This is a genomic window from Thalassobacillus pellis, assembly GCF_016908295.1.
GTDB lineage: Bacteria > Bacillota > Bacilli > Bacillales > Halobacillaceae > Thalassobacillus > Thalassobacillus pellis.
The window spans coordinates 125300-150550 of sequence record NZ_JAFBDO010000006.1 but is presented as its reverse complement, the minus strand read 5'-3'; the positions used below and the strand labels follow the sequence as shown (position 1 = coordinate 150550).

The following is a 25251-nucleotide window of genomic DNA, read 5'->3' as shown; positions in this document are numbered from 1 at the left end:
CAGGAGGAGGAACCGTGCCAAAAAAGATCAGCGAGCGAGAGGAAAAACTGTTTGAAGTCTTGCATGATTTGGTGTTCGTCGATTACCCCTTCTTGGAAAAATTTATTTTCGTCAAGGAGGACGGGACTCCCCAACACAAAAACACCATACGCCGAGCCTTAAAGGCATTAGAGAACGAAGGCTATATTCAATCGTTCCCGGTTCCCAAAGCCCACATCCGGGGGGCCGACCGGCTCGCTTATACGTTAGATACCCGAGGGGTCCAGGAAGCAAGCGAAATTTTAGGAGGTACGGATTGGGATAAACGATGGACCCAACGTACCCCGACCTACATCCATCATTCCTTACAAATCGCAAATACCTTAATGACCTACAAGAAAAACCTCCCCCCGGGGAACGGATTGGAATTCATCGACTATTTTTCCGAACGGCGGTCCTTTCGTAATTACGGCACATGGAGATCGGATAAGACCGGGAAACAACGACAGTCACCGATGACCGTCATTCGCCCGGACGGGGCGTTTGTGCTACAGCGCTCGGTCCAAGGACGAACGTTTAGATTTTTATATTTCATCGAAATGGAACGGAGCCGGCAACGCATCGAAAACACGCTGGAAAAAATGTATCGCTACAATCAATATGTGCAAAAGCAGACCTATCGAGCAGACATGGTGTTTGGAGACATGGATGTCGTTCGGGTGCTATTCATCTCCAGAAATAACAACGAACGCAACCGCTTGCGGTTTCATGCTCAACGGGCCGTCACCAGGGACATCGAAAAGATACAGGGAGCGATCCTGTTTGCCACCTATGACGATGTGATGAGCGACCCCTACGGAGCGATCTGGCAAGCCAAGCATGCCAAGGAGCCCGATCATGTTTACACGCTGACCCAAAAAATAGACGGCGGATGATTTTCCCCTAATTCCACCGAACCCAAGGGGGATAACACCAAAGGAGGGGAGGAGAAAATGAGGTACAAAATCAAACGGGGAGCTCCTGCCGACCGAACGATACAACGGCGCATCATCCACCTGGGAATACAAGCGGGAAAGCCCCTGTTTTTGCTCGCCTTTCTGGTTGGTAGTTTGTATGGGGGAGGATGGCTGGCTTATCACAACAGCCCCAATTTTGCCCAAATCGTGGATAGGGGGCTTGGATGGGTGACCGACCTGTATCAGGCCTACGGCCTTTGGACGACTATTTTCTTGGTTTTTCTCATCGGGGCAGGAGGGTGGGCACTTATCGATGAAATGCAGCGAAAGGAATACGAACGCGAAAGGGGGAGAGACCGATGGAAGTGAAGGAGAAGCATGGGAAAAAACGGGAATATCCCCGGACCGTTTTACGCAAAAAAGTGTTCAAGGGCTTGTTTTGGGCAGGGTTTACCTTCGTCTTGTTCCTATCGGTAGTCGCGATCGTCCGCGTAGGAAATGCCAACGGAGGGATTCAGGATTCCTCCCCAGCAGCACGTGCGGAGCAAATAAGCCAAAACCCGGCGACCAGCATCGGTGCCCAAACGTTCGCGCAAATTTTCGCCACCCATTACTTCCATTGGGAAAACACCGACGAAGGGAGAAAAAAGCGAGCCGCCACCCTAAAATATTACCTGGCCAAAGGCATGGAGGAACAGGCGGGGCTCTCCTTTGACGGGTTGGAATGGAACAGCAGCCTCGATTCTTCCCGCGTGTGGGAAGTCAAAGAGACCGGAAACGATACGGCCATCATCACCCTGCGGGTGAAACAAAGGTTGCACCGCACCATTCCGCCGGACAAAAAGGCCATAGAAGCCGCCAAGAAAGCAAAGAAAGACATACCTAAACCCAAAGAAGAGGAAAAAGGGCCTTTCACCAACTATTTCGCCATTCCGGTAAAAACGGATGGACAGTCGTATGTCGTCCATCGAAAGCCGTATTATGTGCCAGAACCCTTCACCCCGGATATCCAGGCGCACCCAGACGTTAGTCCGGAGGGACGGGTGAACGATGCCGCCCTCCAGAAGCAGGTCACCGATTTCTTACAAACGTTTTTTAAGGTCTATACCACCGGTACACAGGAGGAATTGACCTATTACACCACCGGGGAGGACTTCCGAGGGATGAAAGGCATCGTGACCTTCCAGGAAGTGAAAGAGCTCCTCTTGAAAGAAGGGAAAAAACCAAATGAAACCCGCGTCTTTACGACCATTCGCTATTCGGTCGATCATTCAAAGGCCCAGGTGGCTTACAACTATGAACTGCTGCTTGAACAAGAAGGAGATCGCTGGTTGGTGAAGCGGATGCACGTACGATGAACCACCCGAAAGGAGGAAAGCATCCATGAATTTTGGCGATAATCTCGAAGGTTGGTTGACAGCCCAGCTTGGATCCGTCTTATCGGTCATTATTATCCTAGTGTCTATCTATTTTTTAACCCTTCGGCAGTTTTCCAGATTAATCGGATTTTTGATCTTTGCCATGATCGTATCTGTGGTCATTCTCCAGCCAGAAAAATTGAAAAACTTAGGGGTTGATCTCTGGGGGAAAATATTCGGGGGGTAAACGATGGAACCAAGACTGCTGCGAACCTATAACAATGTATGGAAAGTCCAGAAGGTGCTTTATGGCATTCAAGACATTCGGCTCCCGATTCCGGTGTCCTACCGGCAGCTGGCCTTTTTTGCCGGGACGGTGTGGCTCATGTGGCTGCTCAATCACTTCCCGCCGTTGAGCTTGTTACAGTTAGAACTGCTCGAATACGTGGTGATCCCTGGGGCTGCGGCGTGGTTTTTCACCAAATATCATATCGATGGCAAAGTGCCCCATCGTTTTCTGTTTCGCGTGATGCAATATCAGTGGGAACCTCGCTTGCAAAATCGGTATAAAGAAGTGTCCACGATAACCAAACCCTACCGGTATACCAGTACCATCGGGTACCGGGAGCGGGACGTTGTAAAAAGGGGGGAATCGGATGAAGATTGAATTTCCAATCAAATACTTTGAAGGAAATCTCGTTTTTTCCCAAAACGGTACGTGCTGGGCCTATTATCACCTGCCCGGATTTAACTATGATTTCCTTTCCCGGGAAGAAAAAGATATCCACTTCCAACATTTACAATCGTTTTTTTGGCAAATGCCATTCGATACCCATTTGCTGGTGGTCCCTAATTTCCAATCCATCCAGGAAAAACACGAACGGTTCAAACAGAAATTGACCGGCCCCCTGACAGCGGCCGCCCGGAAACATACCGACGATGTAGCCCGGCAACTGGAGCACATGTTAGGAAAAGAAGGAACGGAATACGGCTTTTATATTGGCATTCAATTGCCCAAACCGGACAACCAAAAACCGAAAACCAACCTGTTTCAAGATCTCAAGGAAGCATGGAAATCGTTCATCGGAGACGTGCATGCCACCGCCGGCTTAGACACCCCGGACATCATCGAGGAAGAGCTGGTGCGTTACCGGAAAGCCGAACGCCGTATCTTTCATAAAATCTATCCGCGATTAAAAGCCGAACCTGTCCAGGAGATGGATATCCAATGGCTGATCCGCCGCAATTGGTATCGGGGCATCGGAAAAGCTCCTCTCTTGGATACTTGGAGCCCGACCTACACCGTTCCTTATCAGGAATGGAACGAAGACGCCATCACCATCCGACGTCCCCTCTACCATGACGTATTACGGCTCACGGAGGGACTGATCGATGATTCCCCGAAACGAAGCCTGGTCGTGAAACAGGTGGTGGGAGGCGAAGAAAAAGAGGGCCATGTCGCTTTCTTGACCATTGCCAATGTGCCCTATGAACTGGAGTTTCCGGGAGAAGAATGGCTGTATCTGATCCAACAGTTGGATTTTCCTGTCGAAATCAGTGTCCGTACCGAAACGATGGACAACCGCAAAGCCTTGGCTACCATTCGTAATAAACAAAAAGAATTAAAAGATCAGGATCGCCATGCCCGGGAAACCGGCAATGAAACAGAACTAAACGTATTAGAGGGCCGACAGGAATCCTATGAATTGGAAGCCCATTTACAGAAAACACGGATGCCGTTGATCAAAACGTCCATCATCCTGGCGGTTGCTGCCGCGGACGAAGAGGAATTGAAACGACGGTGCGACACCGTGAAAGAGGTGTATGGGGATATGATGATTCAAGTGGAACAGCCCTATGGGGATCAGTGGCTCGCGTTCAATGAATTTCTCCCCGGGGCCCGTCGCTATATTCCCGATTATACCCATTTCATGGAACCGGCCACCGTAGCCGGAGGCATGTTCGGAGCCACGAAGCAGTTAGGGGATGGGGAAGGCTTTTTTATTGGCACGACCGGAATTCTCGATCAACCCGTGTATATCATGCCAAATCTGGCGGCCCAAGGGATCCGCGGCACCAAAACCAATGCATTATCCACGGCTTTTCTCGGCTCCCTCGGGGGCGGGAAGTCGTTTAGTGCCAACTTGATCACGTATCTTTCGGTCCTTTCGGGCGGAAAAGCGCTCGTCATTGACCCGAAAGGGGAACGGGGAAACTGGAGCAACGACCTCCTGGATCTACAAGACCAGGTGAATATCATCTCTCTTTCCACCAAGGCCGAAGACAAAGGACGGTTGGACCCCTTTTCCATTCATGACGATCGCAAAGAAGCCGAAACCCTCGCTGTCGACATTTTAACCTTTCTCACGGGGGTGCGATTGGATGATTCCAAGCGGTTTCCGAAACTGACCGGAGCGGTCCGGGCCGTTGCCCAAGGAGAGAAGCCCTGTTTGACCAAAGTGATTGCCCATTTATTGGCCGATAAGCAGGAAGAAGCCAGACTACTTGGCGAGCATATCCGTTCGTTTAGCGATTTATCGTTCGCACAGCTCTTGTTTGGAGATGGGGAGACGGAATCCGCCATCAGCCTGGAAAAAGCCATGAACGTGCTTCAAATTCAAAACTTGGAGTTGCCGGCACCCGATACCCCGCAGGAAAAATACAACTTATCGGAAATGCTTTCGGTCGCCATGATGCTGCCGATCTCCTCATTTGCGCTGAAATTCATTCATGCCAATCGCTCGATCTTTAAAGTCGTCCTGCTCGATGAAGCATGGGCCGTCTTAAATACGAGACAAGGCAGCCACCTGGCCACCCGTTTGGTTCGTGCCGGAAGGTCAATGAATGCCGGCATTTATATGGTCACGCAAAATGCCGATGACTTATTGGATGAAAAAATGAAAAACAACATTGGTATGAAATTCGCCTTTCGCAGTACCGACCCGAAAGAAATCGAGCATGTCCTCTCGTTGTTGAACCTGAAACAGACCGACTATAATGCCAATACTCTTCGGGAATTGCAGAATGGCCAATGCCTATTCCAAGACATTTCCGGACGCGTCGGTGTCGTTTCGATTCATGCGTTGTTTCAAGATTTATTTGATGCGTTTGACACCCGGCCGCAATTGGACAAAGAAACCTCCCCCACCTCCGGGGAAACGCAGCACCCGATGCCCGACACACCACCAGGGGAAAAGGAAGAGGAGTATGTATGAGACAACGTCTAACCATTCCATCCGTTATCGTTACCGTTTTTCTTGTGCTGGTGGGGTGCCAGGACAATGGGAACAAAGACGCCCCCACGAAAGTGGCGATCGCCTGGGTCCATGCGGAAGTACAGCAGGATGAAGCAAAAATGTGGGAGCTGTTAGCCGAAAAATCGAAGGTACTTGACCGGGAAGATGAAGCGGATCATACGTTTTCCATCGACCATATGGGGATCACGGCATGGCAGGCAGGGGCGGAACGATATTTCTATGAGGTGAGCTATGAACACCCGGAAACCAACGAGGTGATCATCGAACAGATGGAGATCATCCGTACCCAGGAAGGCTGGAAGCGAACCGAGTATGCGGATGTAAAGGATTTTGAAAGCCGGGTCAAAGACCTTCAGCCAGAAGTTCTAAAGGAGATGTATGCGCCATGAAACAAGTTTTTTTCATCGCCATAGTAGGCCTGGCCGTTTTCCTGTCCACGCCATTTTCTGTCTCTGCTGCGCTGTCGGATAACCTGGTTCCGCAAAACACCGGCGACGTCATCGGAGATGTTCCGCTTTTCTATAATGAATATTCGCCGAATCACTACCGTTTGGAGACCTATGTCGATACCTCAGGCGATTGGATGCCCTGGAATTGGGACGACGGGGTGGAACACGCCTTTTACTTAAAGCTCAATGAAATCATCAATACGCTTTGGATGCACAACATCATCCTCTCCAATTTCACGATGAAAGTCGTGCAGGAAGCCTTTGCATTAAATTTTGTCCAAGACGTCATTCAGCAGCTGGAACAAGCGATTCAACAAACGGCAGGGATTGGCCCCGGCGGTTTTCAGGAGAAAGGGATTTGGCCGTTATTGGTCACGCTGGTCCTCACCCTGGCGGGAACATGGGCGGCTTATGTCGGGATGGTCAAACGGCAGCTCAGCCGCGCTTGGGGCGGACTGGTTTCCACCCTGCTGGTGTTTGTGTTTGCTTTGGGCTTCTTTTCCAACGCCGGGACGATTCTTGGCGGGATCAATCACTGGACGAGCGAGGTCAAAAGCGATGTCTTAGCCATTTCCGCGAGCATCGTTAATCCTAGTGCTTCCTACAATCAGCAAGAAGGCATCGCCACGATCCATAACCAAATGTTTGATCTCATGGTCAAAAAACCGTACATCCTGATGCAATACGGGACCTTGGATGTCGAAAAAAAACGCGTAAAGGATTTGCTGGAACTAAGTCCAACCGAGCAAAAAGAAGCTGAAGACAGAGAGACCGCCGTCAAAAATGAAGTGGAAATCGAAGAGAATGTCATGATGTCTTTGGGCGGGGTCATGCAGCGATTAGGGTTTATCCCGTTGCTGTTTGTTTCCAATACGATCGTTGGCCTTGTGCTATTAATCGTTTCTGGATCGATCATTTTGTACCAGGTCGCCTTTATCGCCCTGGCGTTGTTCGCTCCGATCCCCTTATTGATGGCCCTGGTCCCGCGCTGGCAGCAAGCGGCCATCACCTGGCTGATGAAAGTCGTTCATACCCAGCTCATGCAAATCGGGATTTCTTTCTTTCTGATCATTCTCTTTGTCATTTCAAACATTCTCTACAAGGCAAGCCTATCGTCCGACATGGGTTACGTTTGGATGATGGTCTTGCAGATCATTTGCTTTGCCGGCATCACCACCCAGCGCCGTTACTTCTTTGCGATGGTGTCGACCATTACCAACCATGTCCAGAGTACCACGGGGCAGTCCCTGCAAAACACCTTGCGCAGGTATTACCAAGTCAAAGCCATCAGCCATATGGGGAGTGCCTTCACAGGTGGACGAAAAGGTCCACGCCCATTGCCACTGGCCAATCGGAGAGCCGCTTCCCAAGGCTCGGGGCGTATCGCTACCATTACATTCCCGAAGCGCACACCGGGAGATGCCCCACAAAAGCCAGCGGATATGAAACCGTACATCGAAAAAGGGAAGCAGCAGCCGATTTATAAAAACCCTAACGCGTACAAGGAGAAAAATCCAAATGACCTCCAGGGGGTCGAACGAAATGGAAGCCCTCCAGAAACAGGAGCAGCCCCGAAGGAGAAAGAGGCACACGGAAAAGAGCTGCAACGGCAGGAGCATAGCCCCACCCAAGAACATTGGCAACATATCGGAAGACAAAACAGCGCAAAGGTGGAAGACCGCGTGAACGGTCCACTCCCGGAGCATCTCACCAAAGACACCGCGAATATCAAAACGAAAGCGAATTACCAGGAACATGACCTGGCTCGCGCGCAATCACGGGCGTATGTGGCAAGACATAACAGCCAACAGAAGATAAAACACCCCGCCTCCCAGCAGTACCAAAAGGAAGAGAAAGACCTACACAGCACCGCTCAAAAGAGTAAACAACCTGCGCACGTCCAGCATGCCGCGCCGACTGCGACAAATCGGACGGCTGCCCAACACCCGTCCCCACCGCCAACAAATACATCCAAACGAGCGTAGGAACAAGGAGGAGAATCATGGTTGGCTGGCACTATGAAAATAAAAAAGACCGGATGCTTGGCGGGATTATCCTCGTCGTCCTTGGTCTTATCCTAGGGATGTGGCTTATGGCGAAGGTCTTCCCCATCGAGACGAACGGTTCGAAAACAACCACCCATGCACCCCAAACGCCAGTTGGCTCCTCTCCGTCGGAAACAGAAAAAGTACCGACGGAAGTAGGAGAGGAGAAAAACGTAAACCAAACGCAGGAGAATCCTTACGACCAGTCGCAAACCTTTTCAGAAGTGGCGTTACAAGCATCGAAGAAAATCGCTGTACAATTTGTAACCGCTTATCACACCTATGATGCCAAGGATCCAACCGCTTATCTGGAAAACAGCAAACCTTACATGACCGAAGCGTTATATGAACGAAAACGAGAACACGTGCGTCGCGGGACCCTCGCTCGGTCTCAATTAGCGGTGAAACACACCGAAGTCGTACCCGTGGCCAATCCCAGCAAGCACCTCATCCGTTGGAATATTATCGTCCAAGGAGCAGCCACCTCCGTGGATGGCACCGTAACAGAAACCGTCGATGCCTACGTCATCGGGGTAAAAGAGGTGGATGGAGAATGGAAAGTAGAGGAAGTGAACGTCAATGTTCCCCACTAATTCGAACAGAGAAACCAAGCCGAGCGCCCCCTTCAAACAAGCGGGACGGGTGGCGGGCAAAATAGCTTGGAAAAAAGGCGTGCTGGTCCTGGGCATTCCTGCGCTGTTTCTTATCCTCTTAGGGATGCTCCTGATCGGCATCCTGGCAATGGCTTTGTTCAGCAGTGACGACACCGGTACCCAAGCATGGGGAGGAGACATTTCCACCCTGGGAAAACATGAAATTCCGGCCCAATATATTCCGATTTACAAAGCGGCCGCCAAGGAATACGGGGTCCCCTGGAATTTACTTGCCGCCCATCACCGGGTCGAGACCCACTTTTCCACGATCCACCCCATGGTTTCTCCCGTCGGCGCCGAAGGGCATATGCAATTCATGCCCTGTACATGGGTGGGAAATAAATATCCTTCATGCAAAGACAAGCGGGGAAAAGGCAAGATTCCTAAAAAAGATTTAATTAATCCTGAAGTCATAGAAGAAAATGGTGGATATGGGCTCGACGCCGACGCAATCATTAAAGAAAATGGTGGTTACGGCCTCGACGGCCTCAACATCGACGAAAAAGGAAAGGCCGATCCTTATGATATCGAAGACGCCATTTTTGCCGCCGCTAAACTGTTGAAAAAGAACGGTGCCGCAGAAGGACGTTTGAGAGATGCCGTCTATGCGTATAACCATGCCGATTGGTATGTCGAAAAAGTCCTGGGATTCGCCGACCGCTATGTGGAGCATTACGTGGCGGTCCACGGGCCGGGCGAGGCTACCGGGGTCGAAGTGGTCGATGTCGGGAGAAAATGGATTGGAAATTCCACCTATGTCTGGGGAGGCGGGCGCAACCAGGCGGATATTCAAGCCGGCCGTTTTGATTGTTCTGCTTTTGTCCATTGGGCGTTTGCCCAGGTTGGGGTGGAACTGGGGAGAGTGGGAATGACCACCACCTTCACCTTGAAAAACATGGGAAGAGCCGTAACCCCCGAAAACATGAAACCCGGAGATTTGGTCTTTTTTGATACCAATGGCGTCGATGGCCATGTCGGGATCTATGCCGGAAACGGAAGATTCATCGGCTCCCAATCGTCCACAGGCGTCGCTTTTGCTGATATGTCTACGGGGTATTGGAAGAAATACTTTAATGGACGTGTAAGACGCATATTACCTTAAAGGGACCATCCAGAGGTGTCAAGAACAACACCCTTCCTCCAAAACAAGAACGAAAATAGAAAAGCTTTAGGAGGAGATACACATGCACACACGTACAGACCCCGCCACCGCCCTATTACGCGGTGACCTTTTCGGTCGAACGGACCGAAGGGGATCGCGGATATAGCCAAATGGCCGAAAAAATGGTAGCACTCGCCACCCAACAAGCAGGGTTTATCGGCATCGAAAGTTTCGGGGAGGAGCAAACCGGACTTGTCCTATTGGGAAACGCAAGAAGCCATCGAAAAGTGGAAAGCACATGCGGCTCATCAAGTCGCTCAAGCGAAAGGGAAAGAGGAATGGTAGCAACAACTCGCCCTTCGGGTCTGCCGGATGGAAAGGGATTACTTTTTTCCAAAGTTGAACAGGAGGGATAGGAAACCGGAGGGACATGCCCCTATTTACGTCAATAATTTTCAGAAATTTACCAATGTTCGTATAATAAATCCCCTTAATGAAAGGAGTACACATGGATATGCAGGAAGTACAGACAGAACCATCGTTATCCGTCGATCCCCTTTTTCCGCTGGAAGCTTTCAGTGACTATGTGGTGCACCAGTTGCCAGAAGCTAATGTGCAACAGGAGGTCGCTGCCATCCGAGAAGGAAAACGGCACCTGCCGGACATGGCCCGCTTGGAACACATTGCCTATCAGGAACCCTATCACGTCAAAATGGTGGCGATGGGAGATTTAGGCATGTTCCTGGTCAGCTGTTTGAAAGCCGGGATCAACCTTAAAGAAATCCCGACGGTTGTTGATCAATTGGAATTGCTATCGCTGGTGACCGGAGTGGTGCCGCGGGATACGTATGCGACCTATGTGACCTATAACCCCCCGGAAGCTTTACGGACGTTTTCCGCACATCCCAGTGAAGTCGGGTTTATCCAGCAGCATCGGTTGTCCGATGAAGCCATGAAACCGGCGGCAGAAGCAGCGTTTCGCTTACAAAACGAAAAGGTCGATCAAGCAACCAGACTCATGTGCTTAAAGGAGATCCAACAAGGCTTACAAGGATTGAAACAAGAAAATAAAGCGGTGCATCAAAAAGTCGATCCGAAGTATTTTATTCGTTTGTTCCGGGATTACTTTTTCCCCATTACGCTGCATGGCCAGGAATACCAGGCCCCGAGTGGCGTGCATATTGCCAATATCATTCTGGTGGATATCATTGTCGGCACCGCCAACGATGGGTACTTCCAGACGACGGAGGAACTGCTCCCTTACCTGGAACCCAGGGATCGCTGGAAAATCCAGCAGGCGATGCACCGCGTTTCCTTAAAAACCCGGTTGATGAACCAATATCAGGAACCGTGGGACACGGAAGAAATGCGGGTGGTCATCGACATCTATAAAATGCTCAAACATTTTCGCTACGTGCACCAGGGCCTGGTGAACCGCTATATTCGCAAGCAAGACACAGGCGTCACCCATGGGACCGGTGGGTTTTCCTTCGATGAATTTCTCTTGGAAAGAATCGAGATCACCGAAGCGACCCAACGGGAGGTACAGAAAGCCGTGGAGGAGAAGAAACACCTGCATTGACAAGGTGGATTTCTTTGCCACAAGCATCCTACCCACGACAAAAAGAGAGGAGAGAAGCACATGAAACCATCGGATTTTCCGCGTGATCGGCGTTTTCGGACGCCTGGTCCCGCGTTCATCGAACATGGGGTGGCACACCTGCGCAGCTATACCGACGTCCAACGGGCCATGAAGGATAACCAGGAGGACGAATTTTCCCAGGACAGTTCCTTTTGGATGCCGCCGAACGAGCGGGTCCATCTAGTCTTTCATTTTATGTGGTCCAAGGGGAGGAAAAAAGCGGACGGTTCGCCGGGTCGTCATGACACACTGCGGCGCATCATCGAATCCTGGTTCCGGAGAAAAGCGGTGAAGACGATGGAACGGAAGGTGCAGGAACAGACCAGCATCCTGATCCGCACCATTATTGAAAAGGGTACCGGGGAGTTCAATTTAGCGACCGAACTGGCTTATCGTTTATCCATTCGTACCATCTGCTCCCTGATAGGACTGCCCCTGGAACGGGAAGAATGGATGCGCCAGCACCTCGAAGCTTTTGCCAAAACTCCAAGCTTTGCACAAGTACACCGCGAGCCAGAAGAGGTGGAGGAGTACTTCTGGGAAGTCATTCATGCCCGCATCCAACACCCGCAGGAAGAATTGCTCGACGTCCTGATTGGGGCCTGGAAACAACAGAAGATCACCGACCTGGAACTGCTCGGCTACCTCTGGGGAGCGTTTTCCGCTGGTACCGATTCCACCGGGGTCAACATCACCAACTTCTTTTGTTTACTGGCCGAATTCGATCTGCTGGAAGAAGCGAGGAGGAGATTGGATGACCCGACTTGGTGGAACCGGGCCGGGGAAGAAGTGCTGCGTTTTTGTACGTCCTTTGCCGCTGCGCCTACGCTGGCCATTAAGGATGTCGTGTTGGAAAGCGGCCTCCGTATTCCGGCCATGACACCAGTAAGTTTATGGTTAAGTGCCGCGAATCGCGATGAAAAAGTCAATGGGGGAAATCCTCATGCCACCCATCCGAACTTTTTTGATATTCATCGATCGCCCAATCACCACCTCACGTTTGGTTCCGGGATCCACTACTGCCTTGGCGCCCAGTTGGCTCGGCTGGAAATGCGGATTGCACTGCAAACGGCCCTGCGGTTTTTACCGGAGCTCACGTTTGATGACACGAAACCCTTCCACCGCTACGCCGGGCTCGCGGATGGGGTTAGTGAAGCCCCCTTTCGTTTTAACCAGCGGAAAGCCGAACAACACTTGGACCAATTGCAAGCATCGTTCATTTGCTAAGAGAGGAGGAAATTTACTTTGAAAAAAATTATTTTGTCACTCGTCGCACTTGCCTGTGCCCTCATACTCCCTATTTCATCCGCTGATGCTGCCGGGAATGGTAGTTGGGACTACGTAACTACCGAACCTTTCGAGTTAAAGGATGGTTACCTGTGGGTTACGAAAAAAGTCTCTTCCACCGGCGGAGATTTTATGATCAAGTCAAATTGCAATTTTTATACCGAAGTTCAATTATGGGAGTACGATCCGGGCTCGGAAAATGACGACTTAGTCGATACGAGATCTTTTGGCTATGGGGATGAGGAAATATTCAGGGATATTAATAGCTTTGTCGACGGTTCGAATGATAAGGCGGAATTCTTTGTGGTGCGTTATGACGATTACAATGATGGAAAGGTCAAATTCTATGACTGATTGGAGAATGTTCGGTGTTATCAGAACGAACTCCCCAGCACTATATAAACACAAACTTTAGGTCATTAAAGGAACAGAAAAAGGAGATATTGGAGTGGGAAAAAGAAATGTTTTGATAGTCGGCAGTTTGCCATTTGAAAATGAAACCATGGCCATGGACCACGCATTGACCACCTTTCAAGGGGACTTGATGGGGCTGCCGGATGGAGAGATCGGAGAAAAGTCCAACAGGTATCCGAATGGCGATCGATCGGCCTGGGCGATGGTGGCCATCGATCAGTGTATTGCCGATGACAACCATTGGGAAGTCATCCAAAAAGGGAAATTAGGAGAAAACGGCTTCCCGCTTGACTATGACACGTTGTATAAGGTACGTCCCAAACATGCCCCGGAGGTGATAGGCAAACACTTGAATTTTCATTACCACGAGTTTTTCGAGCGAAACTATCCGATTTTTCAACAATTACGGGAGGATCACCACGTAAGGGATCTCCCCTTCCAGGTAGGCGTTCCTACCGGGATGGCGCTCGTCCTGCATATGCTGGAAGAAGACCAGCTGAACACGTATTATAGCCTGTTTAATCAACGGCTGGCGTATGAAGTGAATGAAATCGTAAGGATAGCGGGAGAGGATGTCACGATTCAAATCGAAATACCTGCGGAAACGGCGCTGGTCTATCAAGGTCAAGCCGACCTGGCGATGGAGAGTGTCCTGCATCTGGTGAGGAATATCCATCCTCCGGTGACGATCGGCATTCATATGTGTTATGGAGACTTGAACAATACCTCCTTGACCCACCCGTTATCGCTTGAACCGATGGTCGCTTTCATCCATCAACTGATCGACCATTGGCCGCGTACCCACCAGTTGGGCTATATCCACCTCCCCTTGGCGGAAGGGAATATCCCTCCCAAATTGGAAAAAACGTTCTATCTGCCGTTAAAAAAGCTGCAGATCCCAGAAACGACACGGATCGTAGCCGGATTGGTCCATGAACGCCGGGAAATTGCCGAGTTGAAAGCCATACTGGCTACCATAGAAACGTTGTGTGGCCGGACAATCGACGTTGCCTGTGCATGCGGCATGGGGCGAAGAAGCAAAGCGACCAGCATGCAGCTGATGGAAGTGACCAAACAACTACTGAACACCTAACCCCTTTCTACCGGAAAGAGAACATGGATAAGAAGTTTCGGAAATGTGGAAGAAAAGAGGAGGGTTCATGGCCATTTATCATTTTTCCGTCCAAATGCTCTCCCGCAGCAAAGGCCAGTCGGCCGTGGCCGCCGCAAGCTATCGTTCCGGAGAACGTTTACGAGAGGAACGCACCGGAGAAACGAAATATTACCCGCGGAAAGTCCGCCCGGAAACGTGTATTCTCGCACCGCCGCATGCTCCTGCATGGGTGCAGGATCGCCAACAGCTGTGGAATGCCGTCGAGAAAGCGGAGACACGCAAAAATGCCCAAGTCGCTCGAGAAATCAACATCGCGCTCCCGATTGAGCTCCCTCCTCCCCAACAGCGGCGATTAAGTCAAACGTTTGTTCAAGAGGTATTGGTAGCTCTGGGGATGGTGGCCGACCTGGCGATCCACCGCGATGAAGCCCACAACCCCCACGTGCATGTCCTATTGCCGACAAGAGAAATCTCTCCAACGGGATTCACCAGGAAAAACCGGGAGTGGAACCATCGAAGGCTGTTGCTGGAGTGGCGAAAGCGATGGGCAGAATATGTCAATCAGGCCTTAGGGGCGGCCGGCATCGAACAACAAATCACCCACCTTTCCCACCGCGAACGGAACCTCCCCCTGTTGCCGACGATTCACCTGGGGCACGTCGCGCATGCGATGGAAAAACAAGGAATCATCAGCGACCGGGGGCAAATCAATCGGGAACGACTGGCCTATAATGCGCTTATCACTGCGTTAGCGTTGGAACGGAAAACACAAGTACAGAACACCGACACGCCCGTGCCCACGCGGGAATCCGCGGGGCATGGCCGAAAAAAATAAAGCGCCCTTGTCCTTTGGGCCCATGGATGCTACTGGTAAAAAAAACCAAAAGGAATCCGGGTTCAAAGGACATCGAGTTTGTATAAGTGCGCTCTGTAGCATTTCCAATAGACCGACCAGCAAAATTCCGCTTCTCGCTTAGCTCCCTTTTTCCTTTCGTATGGCTTCTTCGAAAACGAAAGAAGAAAAAGAAAGAAACCTCAAATTATCCCCCTACTTTCTCCCAATCCCTTAAAAAATTCCGCTTCTAACAAGATAAGAGACAGAGAACCAAGGAAAAAGGAAAAGCCTCCTCCCACGAAAGCGGGTGGGACGAACCCTCCCCCGCTTTCGTGGATACTTGCAATTCCCTCCTTACTGGGAATCGTCTCCCGTGAGCTCCTTCCGCACCTCCTCCGCATAAGCAAGGAGATAGGGGAACGCAATCTCGGGGTGCTCGTAGTGGGCCGCCCGATTCCGCAGCCGGTTCCCGTAGTCGTTCAGGTAGCGGATATACGTACCAACTTCAAGCTTCACCGCCTGTCCCAGATCCGAACGAATGGCGGCGCGGTCCGTCTCGAAAAGCTCCATGAAAACCTCACTTCCTCGTTTGGCGGGCTGATAGGGACTAGCTTACCGGATGTCCGCCTGCCATGCAAGCGGACATCTCCGGACGATTACCGGCGCCGAATCTTCGCCAAAGCGGCGTTCGCCAGCCAAACGCCGTTATTCTCGCCCATCATGTGCGAGAGATCAAGCGCAGCCGAAAAGTCGGGGCCTTGCAGGGTGTAGGTATCTCCGCTTCGGTGTTGGATGGTGTAAGCATACCCGTCCGGACCGGTAAAGGAAATCTCCGTTCCGTCATAGGTCGCCTTACAAGCACGCTGATAAGCAAGGTGTTCGGCCGCATGGCTCATCGTTGCCCGAGGATTGGACGGCATAGCAGAAACCCTTTCTGTTTTTCCGGTGCTCACCGGAACAAGCACCACTCTACACGGATCGTCGCTCCGTGTCCAGGACCGAAAAAACCGCCGGTCACCACCCTTTTGACAAGGGGGAGGCCATCGTGTAAGGTCTTCCTTGTCAGCGCAAAAAGTGCGGAAGGAAACGAGATGCGCACGGTCACCACGCAGGAAGCGTTGGAGCGGGCCATCCAGGCAGGCGTAAGGGAAATCGCCGTAAAGAACGGAGACTTTCGGGTGGCTGCCGCCATCACCGTATTCGCGAAGGCCGGGGCAGTGGTTGTCGCCGGGCGAGGGTCGAAAGTGCATGCCCGTTCCGGTTCGGTGGTGTATGCCGGTCGAGCATCGGTGGTCGTCGCCTATCGAGGGGCAAAGGTGCACCCCCGCTCTGGAGCCAAAGTGGTTTCCCGTTGAGGTTTCATGGATGAGCAGGTCGAGGGTCCCCGTCATAATTGGTGGGGACCCTTCCTCGTTGTACCGTGTTTAACCATGTTCGATTTATCTGGAGCCGCAGAAACACGTGCCGTACATTCAAGGAGAGAACTCTAAAATCCACGAAAACGGCCTATCACCTGAGGCGATAGGCCGTTTACTGTCTATACGACTGCTTGGATTTTTTTCCTGTTCCACCCCCTAAAAGGGTTAAGACTTTGGAAAGACCCCTCTAGTTCACCAGGGGTGTCGCTGACGCCATTCCCTCTCCGTAAGATTGATCTGAGCCCGTGTGAGACCCGATCGATTTCGACCGGTGATGAGAGCGACACCCTTGCCGAAATGCTGGACCCGCCCACCCGAGAGGATGGTGCATGCCGGTTTCTTACCGACAACCGCCTGAATGGTTCTGGCACGCTCTGACGGATCATCGGATAGCGCGATTTGAGTAAACGTTCCGTTCACTATCTGAATGGCTATCATGAAGCTCTCTCCTGCCTGTTGTTCGGACAAGGGAAACATTACCCCTTCCACCTCCCGATGTCAAAAGCCTCTGACCTGCGGTTCTCTGCGTTTCGCAGGGCAGGGATGAATAAAAAAGTCGAGTGTGACTTGCCTTACACCCTCTTATCCTGATTTGACTTGGTCGATAGCGCTGGTAGAGTGGACGGTGTCCTGGGGAGAGTAGCCCACTTATAGGGGACTGCTCTCCCCTCCCTGTCGCCATAGCCAGCGTTTTGCAGACCCTCCGCAGATAAAAACGAGCGGAACCCCAAAGTGGGTCTCCGCCTTTTTTCCCCGTCCTCTCACCGATTCCCTTCCCGGCGTGCTGGACGGGCAAGGGGATCGTGGAATACCGCAGCGCAGCGAGGATATGCCGCGAAAGCCCCTTGACCGGGAGGCACAACGGGATATACTCGAAAAAGAGGACGGGCGAATAGGAGAAGCCCCTAAAAACCGAAGGAGCGCAGCAAATGCCGATCATCCCATCACGACAGACGTATCGCCACCGACAACGACATGTTCGATTTATCCGCCAGGATCAATCGAGACATGTCGGATAAATCCGGATATAGGCATATCTGGATTTATCCGGGACCGGTAGAGCAAAAGGCTAAAAAATAACAACGGTCACAACCTATTCTCCACACGATAACATCACACCTATAAAGCAGGAAAGGGAACATCCTCCACTATAGGACGATCCCTTTCCGCTTTCTTCACTTCTCGAACGTCTCTTAAGGGACTAATCAAGCATCCCTTTGGCCGTTCCCTAAAGGCCCAGCCTTTCTACAATCGCTTGGATACTCCCCTTGAGGGCAGTCGAAGCCTTCTTTCCCGATGGCCATACTGCCGTGATCCACTCCCCATCCGAAATGAGCGTGACCCCACGCCGGGCCCTTCCCGTTTCCTGGAGGAACTTCAGAATGTCGTTAATCGAGGCCATCTGTTCACCTTCTTCGATCTGTCGTACCCGGACAGGAACAACCTTACAGGGCAGGTGGTCCTTGTGCAAGTCAATTAAGATGGAAACAGGTGACTTGCCTCCCTACCCCTTGTCGCAAACGGAGGATTCCGCAAAGAATCCTCCGTTTGCTTTTCAACCATCTTTCTTAGCTAAGGTCGAGACCGTAGCTTTACACCACTCGATGGACCGTGTAGGGGGAGTAAATCACCACCGTCCCATCCTTGTAGTAGACGTAAGTGGGATCCTTCATACGATCCAGATCCTTACGATTCTGAGGTCCCCGTACCTCCTTGACCTGAGGATCCCTGGTAGCTTCAAGGATCTTCTGCTTCGCCTCTTCCGGATCCATGGTGGCGACGTCGCCCCGCTTTTTGTCCCGTACGTTCTTGCTGAAGTAATGCTTCGTTTCCAATGGCAAGGGTATCCCCTTTCCCACAAGTGTTTCCCGCTGACAGGTACAACACTACTCCCGTGAGTGGAAGAAGTCCACCGTCCAACGGGTGACTTCGACCACACAAGCAGGGCTTGGCAAGCATTCCACATGGCATAATGGGACAAGGACGTACAAAAAAGCAGCCCATCCCTTGGTAGCCCGCGTATATCGAGAACCAAAGCTTCAAATCCTCGTCCTCCATACCCACTTCCCCTCGGCATGTTCGATTTATCTCTGGACGAAGTCCGGGGATCAATCAGGACATGTCGGATAAATCCAACGGATTTATCCGTGGCCGGCACAAACGAAAACATTTTATTATTCCCTAAAACCTACGAAAAGCGGGGACGTATAAGCCCCCGCTTTTCGTACATCATTTCCAAAGAAAGCCGCTCATTGGTCACCCGAATGAACCGTTTCCTTCAGATTAATGATCAAAGCCCCAGATTTTCCAGCCAGGCACGAGTGTAGTAGACGATGCGGTGCCGCTTGTGCCGGTGCGTGACAATGACACACCCGGCCTGAAGGCTCCCGCTCACTTTCCATACCGGGCATCCCTTCCGGTCCCGGAGACGCCCGAGATACTGCATTTCCTGGAGGGCTTCCCCGACCGTCTTTTCCCGATCCTTCCACCTCCGCGAATCCTCGCAGATTACGGGGAACTCGCTACCATTTCCGTACGTCTGGCTGAATTGCTTCGGCACGTTTCTGCCTCCTTCGTTCCTCGTGGTGCCACCACACTAGCAAAGGCGGCCCTGCTTGTCTACCTCCACAGGTGTGATGCTGTTCACATAGGAAAGTTGCCCTTGCCGTTCTAGATGAATCCCTTCACGTAATCCAGAACGTCCCGCGCGTTGGTGAACACCTGCGGGGTGCCGTTCCGGGTCTCAAAAATCACCCATTCCCCACTACCCTCACGATGCCAACGGTTGATCTTGCGCTTCGAGACAAGAAAATTGAGAACGTCCCGTGCAGCCTTGTTCTGGTGCTTCAAACGGTCCATCGTATCTCCCTTACCGGCTTCACTCTTCCCGAGCAACACCCAGCATACACAGTGTCCCGCTTCCTGACCACCCTCCCCCGAGGTGAGACAGCTCACATCAAAGGAAGTGGACACAGTACGGTTGGTCCGGTAGATTCATACCAATTAACGTAATCGATCTCTAGGGGGGACAGCATGGCGCACACCCCGTGTAAAAAGTGTAGGGCCACCGCCAACTATACGTGCTGTGGGCGCTTCTACTGTAGAAAACACTTCATGGCCCATCGCTACGGTTCCCATTAGGGAGCACTAGACAGGGGACCAGTTCCTGAAAACTGGTCCCCTGTCTACACGTATCACGATAATTCCCATCCAAAAACGTCCGTTCGCCGGAAAACCGAGCAGACCCAATGCCTCCCTCCCGTAGCCTGCCTCTATCGGACCATAATTCTACCAAAAGGAAACAACACGGCCTATTATCGGCAACCATGGGGACATGTTCGATTGATCCTTGGACGAAGTCCGGGGATCAATCAGGACATGTCGGATAAATCTTATAGAATTTATCCAGGTGCAGACACCCATAACAGAGAGGCATGTCTGCCCTCCGTTATGGGTGTTAACCGTCCGCAGAAATCCCTGTCATAAATGCAGGGCAATGGTTAGGGACGAATCACTACCGGGGCGAGATGGCGGATATGGAATGAGAAGTTCGTCAAGTCAGCATACGTCGTTCGCTTCCATCCCTGATTGGTCTGAATGACCGCCATCTCTTCTGTAACGGGAACCCCGCGCGGATTGGAATAGGTGATCCGGTAAAAGTACCGAACATCGCTCGCCTTCCATGCGATCAGGCGGTAGTCATCCAGAGTCCAATGACGATCCGCTCCATCCTTCGGGTCCAGAACACGGGACTTTTTCGCCAGAAGAGTCCACATCTTTCCCTCGTCCTCCTGCTCTTCGGCCGTGACCCAGGCGACCGGAACCGTTGCCGCCTCCTCGGAATAGGGGTGCTGGTAGAGTCCGCAGGCCACGGTAAAGACACCCAAAAGAGGGAGCAGACAAAACAGACGAACCTTAACCATCGAAATTCCTCCTCGGATTACGTGCTCGATCTGGTGCCTATCCTTTCAACGAGGACCCTCCCTTGTCAAGCCGCTTCCCCGCTCCCTCTTGTGAGAGACATCACAACACCTAAAGGGACTGCTGAACTTGACGGGATGACCAGCGGTGCTAAGATGGAACGGGCATCCACTACCTGCATAAAAAGGTGATTCGGTGCCATTCTGGGCCGTAGCCCTAGGAACGGGAGCGGTCATGCTCTGGGTCGGCTTTTGGGCGGGGAGCTTGAAACTGGCGTATTGGCTGGGAATTCGCGCGTACAAACGAAGCAAGGAGCCTAACAATCAGCCCTAACAGACGCATGGGAGCGACCTTATCCCTGCCACCTTGCGCGCACCTTCCCAACCGGCTAAGGTGGTTCCCAACACGCGAAAGAACGAACGTGAGAAAGGATGTGTCGTGTCTCCTGATACACAGGCCGCTATTTACTCCAGCATCATCCGGAATTGGTTCCTGTTTGGACCCATTCCGGTGGCGCTCATGCTCTATATCGGGGCTTCTCCTCTCCATATCTCTATCGTGGTAAGTATGTTGTCCCTCGCCAAACCCATTGAGTGGGTGGTTCCTCGCTTGATGCGACGTTTCACCGACCGGAAACGCATGTTCATATGGTGCAGTATGTTGGAACTCGCTTTTCTGGTGGCTGCCGGTCCCCTCGCCTTGGTCATGCCGGTAGATTGGCAATTGCTGGTCTTCATCGCTTGTTATCTGCTAACGGCCATCTGTATGTCCATCAGTATGGCTTATTGGACTTCTCTCATCGGAGACGTCATCCCGCGAGAGGAACACGGAGCTTACTTTGGTAACCGGCAAATGATTTCCTTCCTGGCAGGATTCATTGCCTTGATCGTGGGCGGCGTGGTATTGGAATGGATAGGGGAAACCCTCGGATTCGGTTTGTTGTATCTGAGTAGTGCCGTGTTGCTGGTCGTCCGTTTGTTCATCTTGCGGAAATACCCCAATCCCCCGTTTGTCCAATCGGTGGAAACAAGTCTCCTTCGCATGATGCGAAAGCCGCTCGCGGATCATGCGTTTATGAAGATGACCGCTTTTCTAGCGGGATTTATGTTCCTCATGTACTTTGCGGCCGCCCAGTTTTCCTATATTCTGCTCCGGGTCCTGTCGATTGACCCCTTTTGGGTTACCATTGTCTCTGCAATCGCCGTGGGCATGCAGACGATAGCGTCATCGGTCTGGGGGCGATTGACCAAAAAGTACCCGATCCGAACCCTTTTCATCTGGACATTGCTCGCCCTTACCATCGTTTGGCTCCTGTTTGCAGGGCTGATGGTTCTTCCTGCCCTATTCCTGGTTATGGTGATTCAGGCCGTGTCCGGCGTGGGGCTGGGGGGATGGCGGCTGTTTCCCCTCCTGTATCGCCTTAATGCGCCACACACCGAACGTCCCGCCTATTCGGGAATGTTCAACGCACTGATCGGGTTGGCAGGGTTTATCGGTGGATTCCTTGGTGGATTCGTCTACGATCACACCGAATCCATTTGGATGCAAAGCATCGGTATTCCGGTAACCATTGGTCTCCTGCTTCTTGTCCTTACGGGAATCGCTCCCTATGCCATTCCCCATCTCAACCGTCTGGAAAAGGAGCAAGCGGAGGAACGCAAACTGCTTCGGTTCCTCAAAAAAATGGAAAAGCGCAGCAATCGAAACCTAACCCGAATAGAAAAGGGCTTGACCCGCATGGAAAAACGAATTACCGCCCTTCAAGGGACGGTTTAAGAAAGAACGTTCCCGTCTAGATTAATGGCATAGCGGTCCGGTACCTCTTAGCCTAAAGGTACCGGACCGTAAACGTGAATAGGCAGGAATTCATCGAACCCGATTACAACCGGTACACGGCTGATCACCTTCCGTGGCCCCTCGCTTCCCGTAGCCCGCCTCTTCTGAACGACGAATCTACCGAAAGAAATCTACGAACCCGGAGACCAAACGATTGGAACATGTTCGATTTATCCCTAGCCGAAGGCAGGGGATAAATCAGGACATGTCGGATAAATCCGGATATAGCATGGATTTATCCGGACCAGCAGAAGCACGAAGCACCGAAAAAATTCGTTAAGCTTTGTAATCTTTTTCAAACTATGTAATGGAAACCCTCCACATAAAGGGGGAACCCTCCAGGGTGGAGGGTTCCCCTTCAAACCGTTCTTAGGCGTACTTCAGTAGGCATGATGGGCACGGTGTGACCATCTTCCCGTCGATCTTGATCGGAATGGTTCCAGCCTTATTGTTACACCCCTTCACCTCACACTTAATGTGGTTCCGACGCTTCCGCCCCGTTTTCTTACGAATGACCCTGCCTGTAGCTGAACTCCTACTTATCACACTTCGGGCAGTAGAAGTGCTCCTGCTTCTTCCCCTTCTGCCCACTGGCGTCTGTCCAGACCTCTGTCTTCTTGAGGGCACCCTTACACTTCTTGCACTTCTTCTCAGGCAAGGATTGATCCAATCTTCCTTGTGGCTCTTGCTGACAGGAACAACATTACTTCATCTAGGGTACTCATTCAAGCCCAACCATGTCTTGGGATAGTGAGATGGCTCACAGCAACAGCCAGCCCCCCTGCTTCATAGCCGGCGCTTTACAGAAACCTCCCACTTGCCGCAACCATCCTTAAGAAGGCCGCGGGTGGACTGACGGATCGATTCGGAGGATCGATGCCCCACAATTATCAGTAAGTAAGTCTTCTACATTAATCCTACGGGACATGTTCGATTTATCCTCTGACGAAGTCGGTGGATAAATCAGGACATGTCGGATAAATCCGTGGTGATTTATCTGAGTCCGAAAAATTTTATCCCCCCCATTACCCGCCGTAATTATGGGATTATGCTACGTAACCACCCATCCACATCAAGGGGAAACCAGCGGGAAGGATTTCCCCCTGATGGGACTCGAATTTACATGATTGTTCGTGTGTTCTAGGGAATTCTAAGGAAGCGTTTCCCCCCTTGTGTGTTTGAGGAGGCACCGATAACAAGGAAAAACGGTCTTCCGTTTGCCATTAACCTTGATGGTAATGGACGTGGTGGTGCCCCGAGTGTTGTTACAGCCGGGAACGCCACATTTCATAGCTACCACCTTCCCTCGTTGACTGAAGCCAGCTTACTGCATCCGGCGTACGACTTCAAAGCGAATCAGTGGCTCGATCGAGTGAGAGGAATCACATTCCCATCATCCAATCAAGACTGCGGGGGGCGAATCATCGCCTCCCAGGTGGAACAATCCCGACGGCGTCCCGTGTTCGGACGGAAACCGAATGAACGGTACCAGCTCTTCAGTCGCCGCACGTTCCTGCCAAACTGGTTACTTGGGGTAAGGGCCACGGTGTCGCCATGCGCATCGGCCAACTCCAGCAGGCTTCGCATGATCTGGTTTCCGATGCCGTTGCCTCGCTCTGACTCGCTCACCTGAATGTGCGAAAGGATGACGATGCCAGCTCGATTACGGGTCAGGGTAAGAGCTTCCAGACTTTCGTACCGGTCCATCTGCGCTTTCACAAATGGGGACATCCAGTCGCTCGGCATAGGGGGCCTTTCTTCTCGACGTCTCTTCCCTCCTATGATAGGACCACCCCCTAGTGGATACAAGGCAGCATCGATAACATAAGGATAACGACCCAGCATTCCTAAAATGGCTATAAACAGAAATACTGTTATTCCCTCCCCCGACGTCAACCGTTGTAAGCTCCATTGACTTGCGGCCAGAAGGAAGCTGGAGCGATAAAAAAGGGGAAGACAGACGCCCTGTTCAAAGGTAGACTAGCCACCCGTTCTCCCACATGTTCGATTTATCCTTGGACAGAGTCCGGGGATAAATCAGGACATGTCGGATAAATCCCTCGGATTTATCTGTTTCTATCCATCACGCTAGGTTATTACACACCTTCACGAATCAAAAAAGCGCCAGCCTCCCCGGAGAGGCTGGCGCTTTCCCGCCGCGTTACGCGATCGGACGGCTCGTCAAATCAGGCCGTTTATCCGCTCGTTAGCGACACCGCTTGCAATAGGTCTTCTCCTTCTTTTCCTCCCCCCTACTGGTCTTAATCGTTACGACAACCCGTGAGAGTGGCCGGTGACATTGCTCGCATTTTTGGATACGCATGGTACGATGGCTTCCCTTCCGTTGAAGCGATGAGTTATAGGAGATGATTGATACGACGCTTGACCTCCTCGACGCTCCCGTGGAGAGGAACCATAATTCCTTTCCCGTTTGGAGGAGAAACCAGCACGTCTTCTCCCATATCGACCAAAACGGCCTTCCCTACATAAACCTGTTTCACCCCATTCTTATTTGTAAAGACCTGTGGGTTGTTTGTCAGATCCCGAATAAGGGCATCAAACGTAGCCATGTCCTCCCCTTCTACCCGTAAGGAGTAGCAATCACCGGGCCTGCCACCCACACTTCTCACATTTATATCGATCCCCCAGATAGCAATACTTCATCTTTCCCCCACACCACTTACATGGAAATATGAGCTTTCTCAACTCCTTCGGTGCAACCGGTCGTTGCCTAACAAGAACAATCCTAGGGCTTCTCTGCCCGTCATTCAACCCGCGTGTACTTCCTCGGACAGTGAATCACCTCACATCCTTATCCGGTTGCCGGTGCCTGCCGATCTGGTAAGCTGTCGATGTCAGCGGTAGTCAATACCAACATAAGGGAGAGCACATTTATGGCTTGTGCCGGAGATAAAAGCTGCCCTCGAAGCCCGAGCAGCCCCTGTGGTGCAACCCGCGCATAAAGGTGTGCCTTGCGCACTGGAC

General features: G+C 51.7%; 27 protein-coding genes. 18 read left to right on the top strand and 9 right to left on the bottom strand.

Annotated features, from left to right (window positions below):
* Nucleotides 1-14 precede the first annotated feature (14 nt).
* The 16 genes from JOC33_RS17130 to mobQ all read left to right on the top strand — a co-directional run bounded on the left by JOC33_RS17130 (nucleotide 15) and on the right by mobQ (nucleotide 15091).
* A complete protein-coding gene (locus JOC33_RS17130) occupies nucleotides 15-914 on the top strand; it encodes a replication-relaxation family protein (protein ID WP_205093766.1) in 900 nt (299 codons plus the stop codon).
* Nucleotides 915-971: 57 nt separating this feature from the next.
* On the top strand, nucleotides 972-1304 hold the full coding sequence (locus JOC33_RS17125; RefSeq protein WP_205093765.1) for a hypothetical protein: 333 nt from the start codon (nucleotides 972-974) through the stop codon (nucleotides 1302-1304).
* Nucleotides 1295-2293: a conjugal transfer protein gene (locus JOC33_RS17120; protein ID WP_205093764.1), complete on the top strand. Its 999-nt coding sequence runs from the start codon at nucleotides 1295-1297 to the stop codon at nucleotides 2291-2293. The genes JOC33_RS17125 and JOC33_RS17120 overlap by 10 nt, the downstream gene beginning before the upstream one ends.
* Nucleotides 2294-2318: 25 nt before the next feature.
* Nucleotides 2319-2540, top strand: a complete 222-nt coding sequence (locus JOC33_RS17115) for a hypothetical protein (RefSeq protein ID WP_205093763.1) — start codon at nucleotides 2319-2321, stop codon at nucleotides 2538-2540.
* A gap of 3 nt (nucleotides 2541-2543) precedes the next feature.
* Nucleotides 2544-2960: a conjugal transfer protein gene (locus JOC33_RS17110; protein ID WP_205093762.1), complete on the top strand. Its 417-nt coding sequence runs from the start codon at nucleotides 2544-2546 to the stop codon at nucleotides 2958-2960.
* Complete coding sequence (locus JOC33_RS17105; protein WP_205093761.1) at nucleotides 2950-5508, top strand: ATP-binding protein; 2559 nt, start codon at nucleotides 2950-2952, stop codon at nucleotides 5506-5508. Before JOC33_RS17110 ends, JOC33_RS17105 begins: the two co-directional genes overlap by 11 nt.
* Nucleotides 5505-5939, top strand: coding sequence for a hypothetical protein (locus JOC33_RS17100; RefSeq protein ID WP_205093760.1), 435 nt, complete (start codon nucleotides 5505-5507; stop codon nucleotides 5937-5939). Before JOC33_RS17105 ends, JOC33_RS17100 begins: the two co-directional genes overlap by 4 nt.
* The gene (locus JOC33_RS17095; RefSeq protein WP_205093759.1) at nucleotides 5936-7984 is read left to right on the top strand and encodes a CD3337/EF1877 family mobilome membrane protein; all 2049 of its coding nucleotides are present in this window, start codon (nucleotides 5936-5938) and stop codon (nucleotides 7982-7984) included. Before JOC33_RS17100 ends, JOC33_RS17095 begins: the two co-directional genes overlap by 4 nt.
* A gap of 17 nt (nucleotides 7985-8001) precedes the next feature.
* On the top strand, nucleotides 8002-8637 hold the full coding sequence (locus tag JOC33_RS17090) for a hypothetical protein (protein WP_205093758.1): 636 nt from the start codon (nucleotides 8002-8004) through the stop codon (nucleotides 8635-8637).
* Nucleotides 8624-9799 carry an NlpC/P60 family protein gene (locus JOC33_RS20695; protein WP_205093757.1) on the top strand — a complete coding sequence of 392 codons (1176 nt, stop codon included), beginning with the start codon at nucleotides 8624-8626 and terminating at the stop codon, nucleotides 9797-9799. The genes JOC33_RS17090 and JOC33_RS20695 overlap by 14 nt, the downstream gene beginning before the upstream one ends.
* Before the next feature lie 170 nt (nucleotides 9800-9969).
* On the top strand, nucleotides 9970-10215 hold the full coding sequence (locus tag JOC33_RS17080; RefSeq protein WP_420825722.1) for a hypothetical protein: 246 nt from the start codon (nucleotides 9970-9972) through the stop codon (nucleotides 10213-10215).
* A gap of 98 nt (nucleotides 10216-10313) precedes the next feature.
* Nucleotides 10314-11381 carry a monodechloroaminopyrrolnitrin synthase PrnB family protein gene (locus JOC33_RS17075; RefSeq protein ID WP_205093756.1) on the top strand — a complete coding sequence of 356 codons (1068 nt, stop codon included), beginning with the start codon at nucleotides 10314-10316 and terminating at the stop codon, nucleotides 11379-11381.
* A gap of 60 nt (nucleotides 11382-11441) precedes the next feature.
* Nucleotides 11442-12668: a cytochrome P450 gene (locus JOC33_RS17070; protein WP_205093755.1), complete on the top strand. Its 1227-nt coding sequence runs from the start codon at nucleotides 11442-11444 to the stop codon at nucleotides 12666-12668.
* 18 nt (nucleotides 12669-12686) lie between these two features.
* Entirely contained in the window at nucleotides 12687-13082 is a 396-nt protein-coding gene (locus tag JOC33_RS17065) for a hypothetical protein (protein ID WP_205093754.1), read from the top strand.
* 94 nt (nucleotides 13083-13176) lie between these two features.
* Complete coding sequence (locus JOC33_RS17060; protein WP_205093753.1) at nucleotides 13177-14235, top strand: hypothetical protein; 1059 nt, start codon at nucleotides 13177-13179, stop codon at nucleotides 14233-14235.
* A gap of 67 nt (nucleotides 14236-14302) precedes the next feature.
* Nucleotides 14303-15091, top strand: coding sequence for a MobQ family relaxase (gene mobQ / locus JOC33_RS17055; protein ID WP_205093752.1), 789 nt, complete (start codon nucleotides 14303-14305; stop codon nucleotides 15089-15091).
* A 354-nt stretch (nucleotides 15092-15445) separates the two neighbouring features.
* Here the strand turns inward: mobQ and JOC33_RS17050 are convergent, their stop codons facing one another.
* Nucleotides 15446-15661, bottom strand: coding sequence for a hypothetical protein (locus JOC33_RS17050; RefSeq protein WP_205093751.1), 216 nt, complete (start codon nucleotides 15659-15661; stop codon nucleotides 15446-15448).
* Between the two features lie 86 nt (nucleotides 15662-15747).
* Nucleotides 15748-16044 carry a hypothetical protein gene (locus tag JOC33_RS17045; protein ID WP_205093750.1) on the bottom strand — a complete coding sequence of 99 codons (297 nt, stop codon included), beginning with the start codon at nucleotides 16042-16044 and terminating at the stop codon, nucleotides 15748-15750.
* A gap of 138 nt (nucleotides 16045-16182) precedes the next feature.
* On the opposite strand from JOC33_RS17045, the gene JOC33_RS17040 reads away from it, so the two are divergent.
* Nucleotides 16183-16446 carry a hypothetical protein gene (locus JOC33_RS17040; RefSeq protein ID WP_205093749.1) on the top strand — a complete coding sequence of 88 codons (264 nt, stop codon included), beginning with the start codon at nucleotides 16183-16185 and terminating at the stop codon, nucleotides 16444-16446.
* 1655 nt (nucleotides 16447-18101) lie between these two features.
* Here JOC33_RS17040 and JOC33_RS17035 read toward each other — a convergent pair.
* From JOC33_RS17035 to JOC33_RS20610, 5 genes are all read right to left on the bottom strand, one after another.
* A complete protein-coding gene (locus JOC33_RS17035; RefSeq protein WP_205093748.1) occupies nucleotides 18102-18368 on the bottom strand; it encodes a hypothetical protein in 267 nt (88 codons plus the stop codon).
* A 431-nt stretch (nucleotides 18369-18799) separates the two neighbouring features.
* Entirely contained in the window at nucleotides 18800-19069 is a 270-nt protein-coding gene (locus JOC33_RS17030) for a hypothetical protein (RefSeq protein ID WP_205093747.1), read from the bottom strand.
* A 110-nt stretch (nucleotides 19070-19179) separates the two neighbouring features.
* Nucleotides 19180-19368, bottom strand: coding sequence for a hypothetical protein (locus JOC33_RS17025; protein WP_205093746.1), 189 nt, complete (start codon nucleotides 19366-19368; stop codon nucleotides 19180-19182).
* A 641-nt stretch (nucleotides 19369-20009) separates the two neighbouring features.
* On the bottom strand, nucleotides 20010-20432 hold the full coding sequence (locus JOC33_RS17020) for a hypothetical protein (RefSeq protein WP_205093745.1): 423 nt from the start codon (nucleotides 20430-20432) through the stop codon (nucleotides 20010-20012).
* 65 nt (nucleotides 20433-20497) lie between these two features.
* Nucleotides 20498-20632, bottom strand: coding sequence for a hypothetical protein (locus JOC33_RS20610; RefSeq protein WP_275577010.1), 135 nt, complete (start codon nucleotides 20630-20632; stop codon nucleotides 20498-20500).
* A 236-nt stretch (nucleotides 20633-20868) separates the two neighbouring features.
* Between JOC33_RS20610 and JOC33_RS17015 the strand changes: the two genes are divergently transcribed.
* Entirely contained in the window at nucleotides 20869-22206 is a 1338-nt protein-coding gene (locus tag JOC33_RS17015; RefSeq protein WP_205093744.1) for an MFS transporter, read from the top strand.
* 1461 nt (nucleotides 22207-23667) lie between these two features.
* Here the strand turns inward: JOC33_RS17015 and JOC33_RS17010 are convergent.
* Both JOC33_RS17010 and JOC33_RS17005 read right to left on the bottom strand, forming a co-directional pair.
* A complete protein-coding gene (locus JOC33_RS17010) occupies nucleotides 23668-23985 on the bottom strand; it encodes a GNAT family N-acetyltransferase (protein ID WP_205093743.1) in 318 nt (105 codons plus the stop codon).
* A gap of 638 nt (nucleotides 23986-24623) precedes the next feature.
* Nucleotides 24624-24836: a hypothetical protein gene (locus tag JOC33_RS17005; RefSeq protein ID WP_205093742.1), complete on the bottom strand. Its 213-nt coding sequence runs from the start codon at nucleotides 24834-24836 to the stop codon at nucleotides 24624-24626.
* Between the last annotated feature and the right edge of the window lie 415 nt (nucleotides 24837-25251).

What these genes read in the sequence shown, in the direction of transcription:
- JOC33_RS17125 (WP_205093765.1), top strand. Translation starts at nt 972, where the DNA reads ATGAGGTACAAAATCAAACGGGGAGCTCCTGCCGACCGAACGATACAA.
- JOC33_RS17120 (WP_205093764.1), top strand. Translation starts at nt 1,295, where the DNA reads ATGGAAGTGAAGGAGAAGCATGGGAAAAAACGGGAATATCCCCGGACC.
- JOC33_RS17115 (WP_205093763.1), top strand. Translation starts at nt 2,319, where the DNA reads ATGAATTTTGGCGATAATCTCGAAGGTTGGTTGACAGCCCAGCTTGGA.
- JOC33_RS17110 (WP_205093762.1), top strand. Translation starts at nt 2,544, where the DNA reads ATGGAACCAAGACTGCTGCGAACCTATAACAATGTATGGAAAGTCCAG.
- JOC33_RS17105 (WP_205093761.1), top strand. Translation starts at nt 2,950, where the DNA reads ATGAAGATTGAATTTCCAATCAAATACTTTGAAGGAAATCTCGTTTTT.
- JOC33_RS17100 (WP_205093760.1), top strand. Translation starts at nt 5,505, where the DNA reads ATGAGACAACGTCTAACCATTCCATCCGTTATCGTTACCGTTTTTCTT.
- JOC33_RS17095 (WP_205093759.1), top strand. Translation starts at nt 5,936, where the DNA reads ATGAAACAAGTTTTTTTCATCGCCATAGTAGGCCTGGCCGTTTTCCTG.
- JOC33_RS17090 (WP_205093758.1), top strand. Translation starts at nt 8,002, where the DNA reads ATGGTTGGCTGGCACTATGAAAATAAAAAAGACCGGATGCTTGGCGGG.
- JOC33_RS20695 (WP_205093757.1), top strand. Translation starts at nt 8,624, where the DNA reads ATGTTCCCCACTAATTCGAACAGAGAAACCAAGCCGAGCGCCCCCTTC.
- JOC33_RS17080 (WP_420825722.1), top strand. Translation starts at nt 9,970, where the DNA reads ATGGCCGAAAAAATGGTAGCACTCGCCACCCAACAAGCAGGGTTTATC.
- JOC33_RS17075 (WP_205093756.1), top strand. Translation starts at nt 10,314, where the DNA reads ATGCAGGAAGTACAGACAGAACCATCGTTATCCGTCGATCCCCTTTTT.
- JOC33_RS17070 (WP_205093755.1), top strand. Translation starts at nt 11,442, where the DNA reads ATGAAACCATCGGATTTTCCGCGTGATCGGCGTTTTCGGACGCCTGGT.
- mobQ (WP_205093752.1), top strand. Translation starts at nt 14,303, where the DNA reads ATGGCCATTTATCATTTTTCCGTCCAAATGCTCTCCCGCAGCAAAGGC.
- JOC33_RS17050 (WP_205093751.1), bottom strand. Translation starts at nt 15,661, where the DNA reads ATGGAGCTTTTCGAGACGGACCGCGCCGCCATTCGTTCGGATCTGGGA.
- JOC33_RS17040 (WP_205093749.1), top strand. Translation starts at nt 16,183, where the DNA reads ATGCGCACGGTCACCACGCAGGAAGCGTTGGAGCGGGCCATCCAGGCA.
- JOC33_RS17025 (WP_205093746.1), bottom strand. Translation starts at nt 19,368, where the DNA reads ATGGACCGTTTGAAGCACCAGAACAAGGCTGCACGGGACGTTCTCAAT.
- JOC33_RS17020 (WP_205093745.1), bottom strand. Translation starts at nt 20,432, where the DNA reads ATGGTTAAGGTTCGTCTGTTTTGTCTGCTCCCTCTTTTGGGTGTCTTT.
- JOC33_RS20610 (WP_275577010.1), bottom strand. Translation starts at nt 20,632, where the DNA reads ATGGCACCGAATCACCTTTTTATGCAGGTAGTGGATGCCCGTTCCATC.
- JOC33_RS17005 (WP_205093742.1), bottom strand. Translation starts at nt 24,836, where the DNA reads ATGGCTACGTTTGATGCCCTTATTCGGGATCTGACAAACAACCCACAG.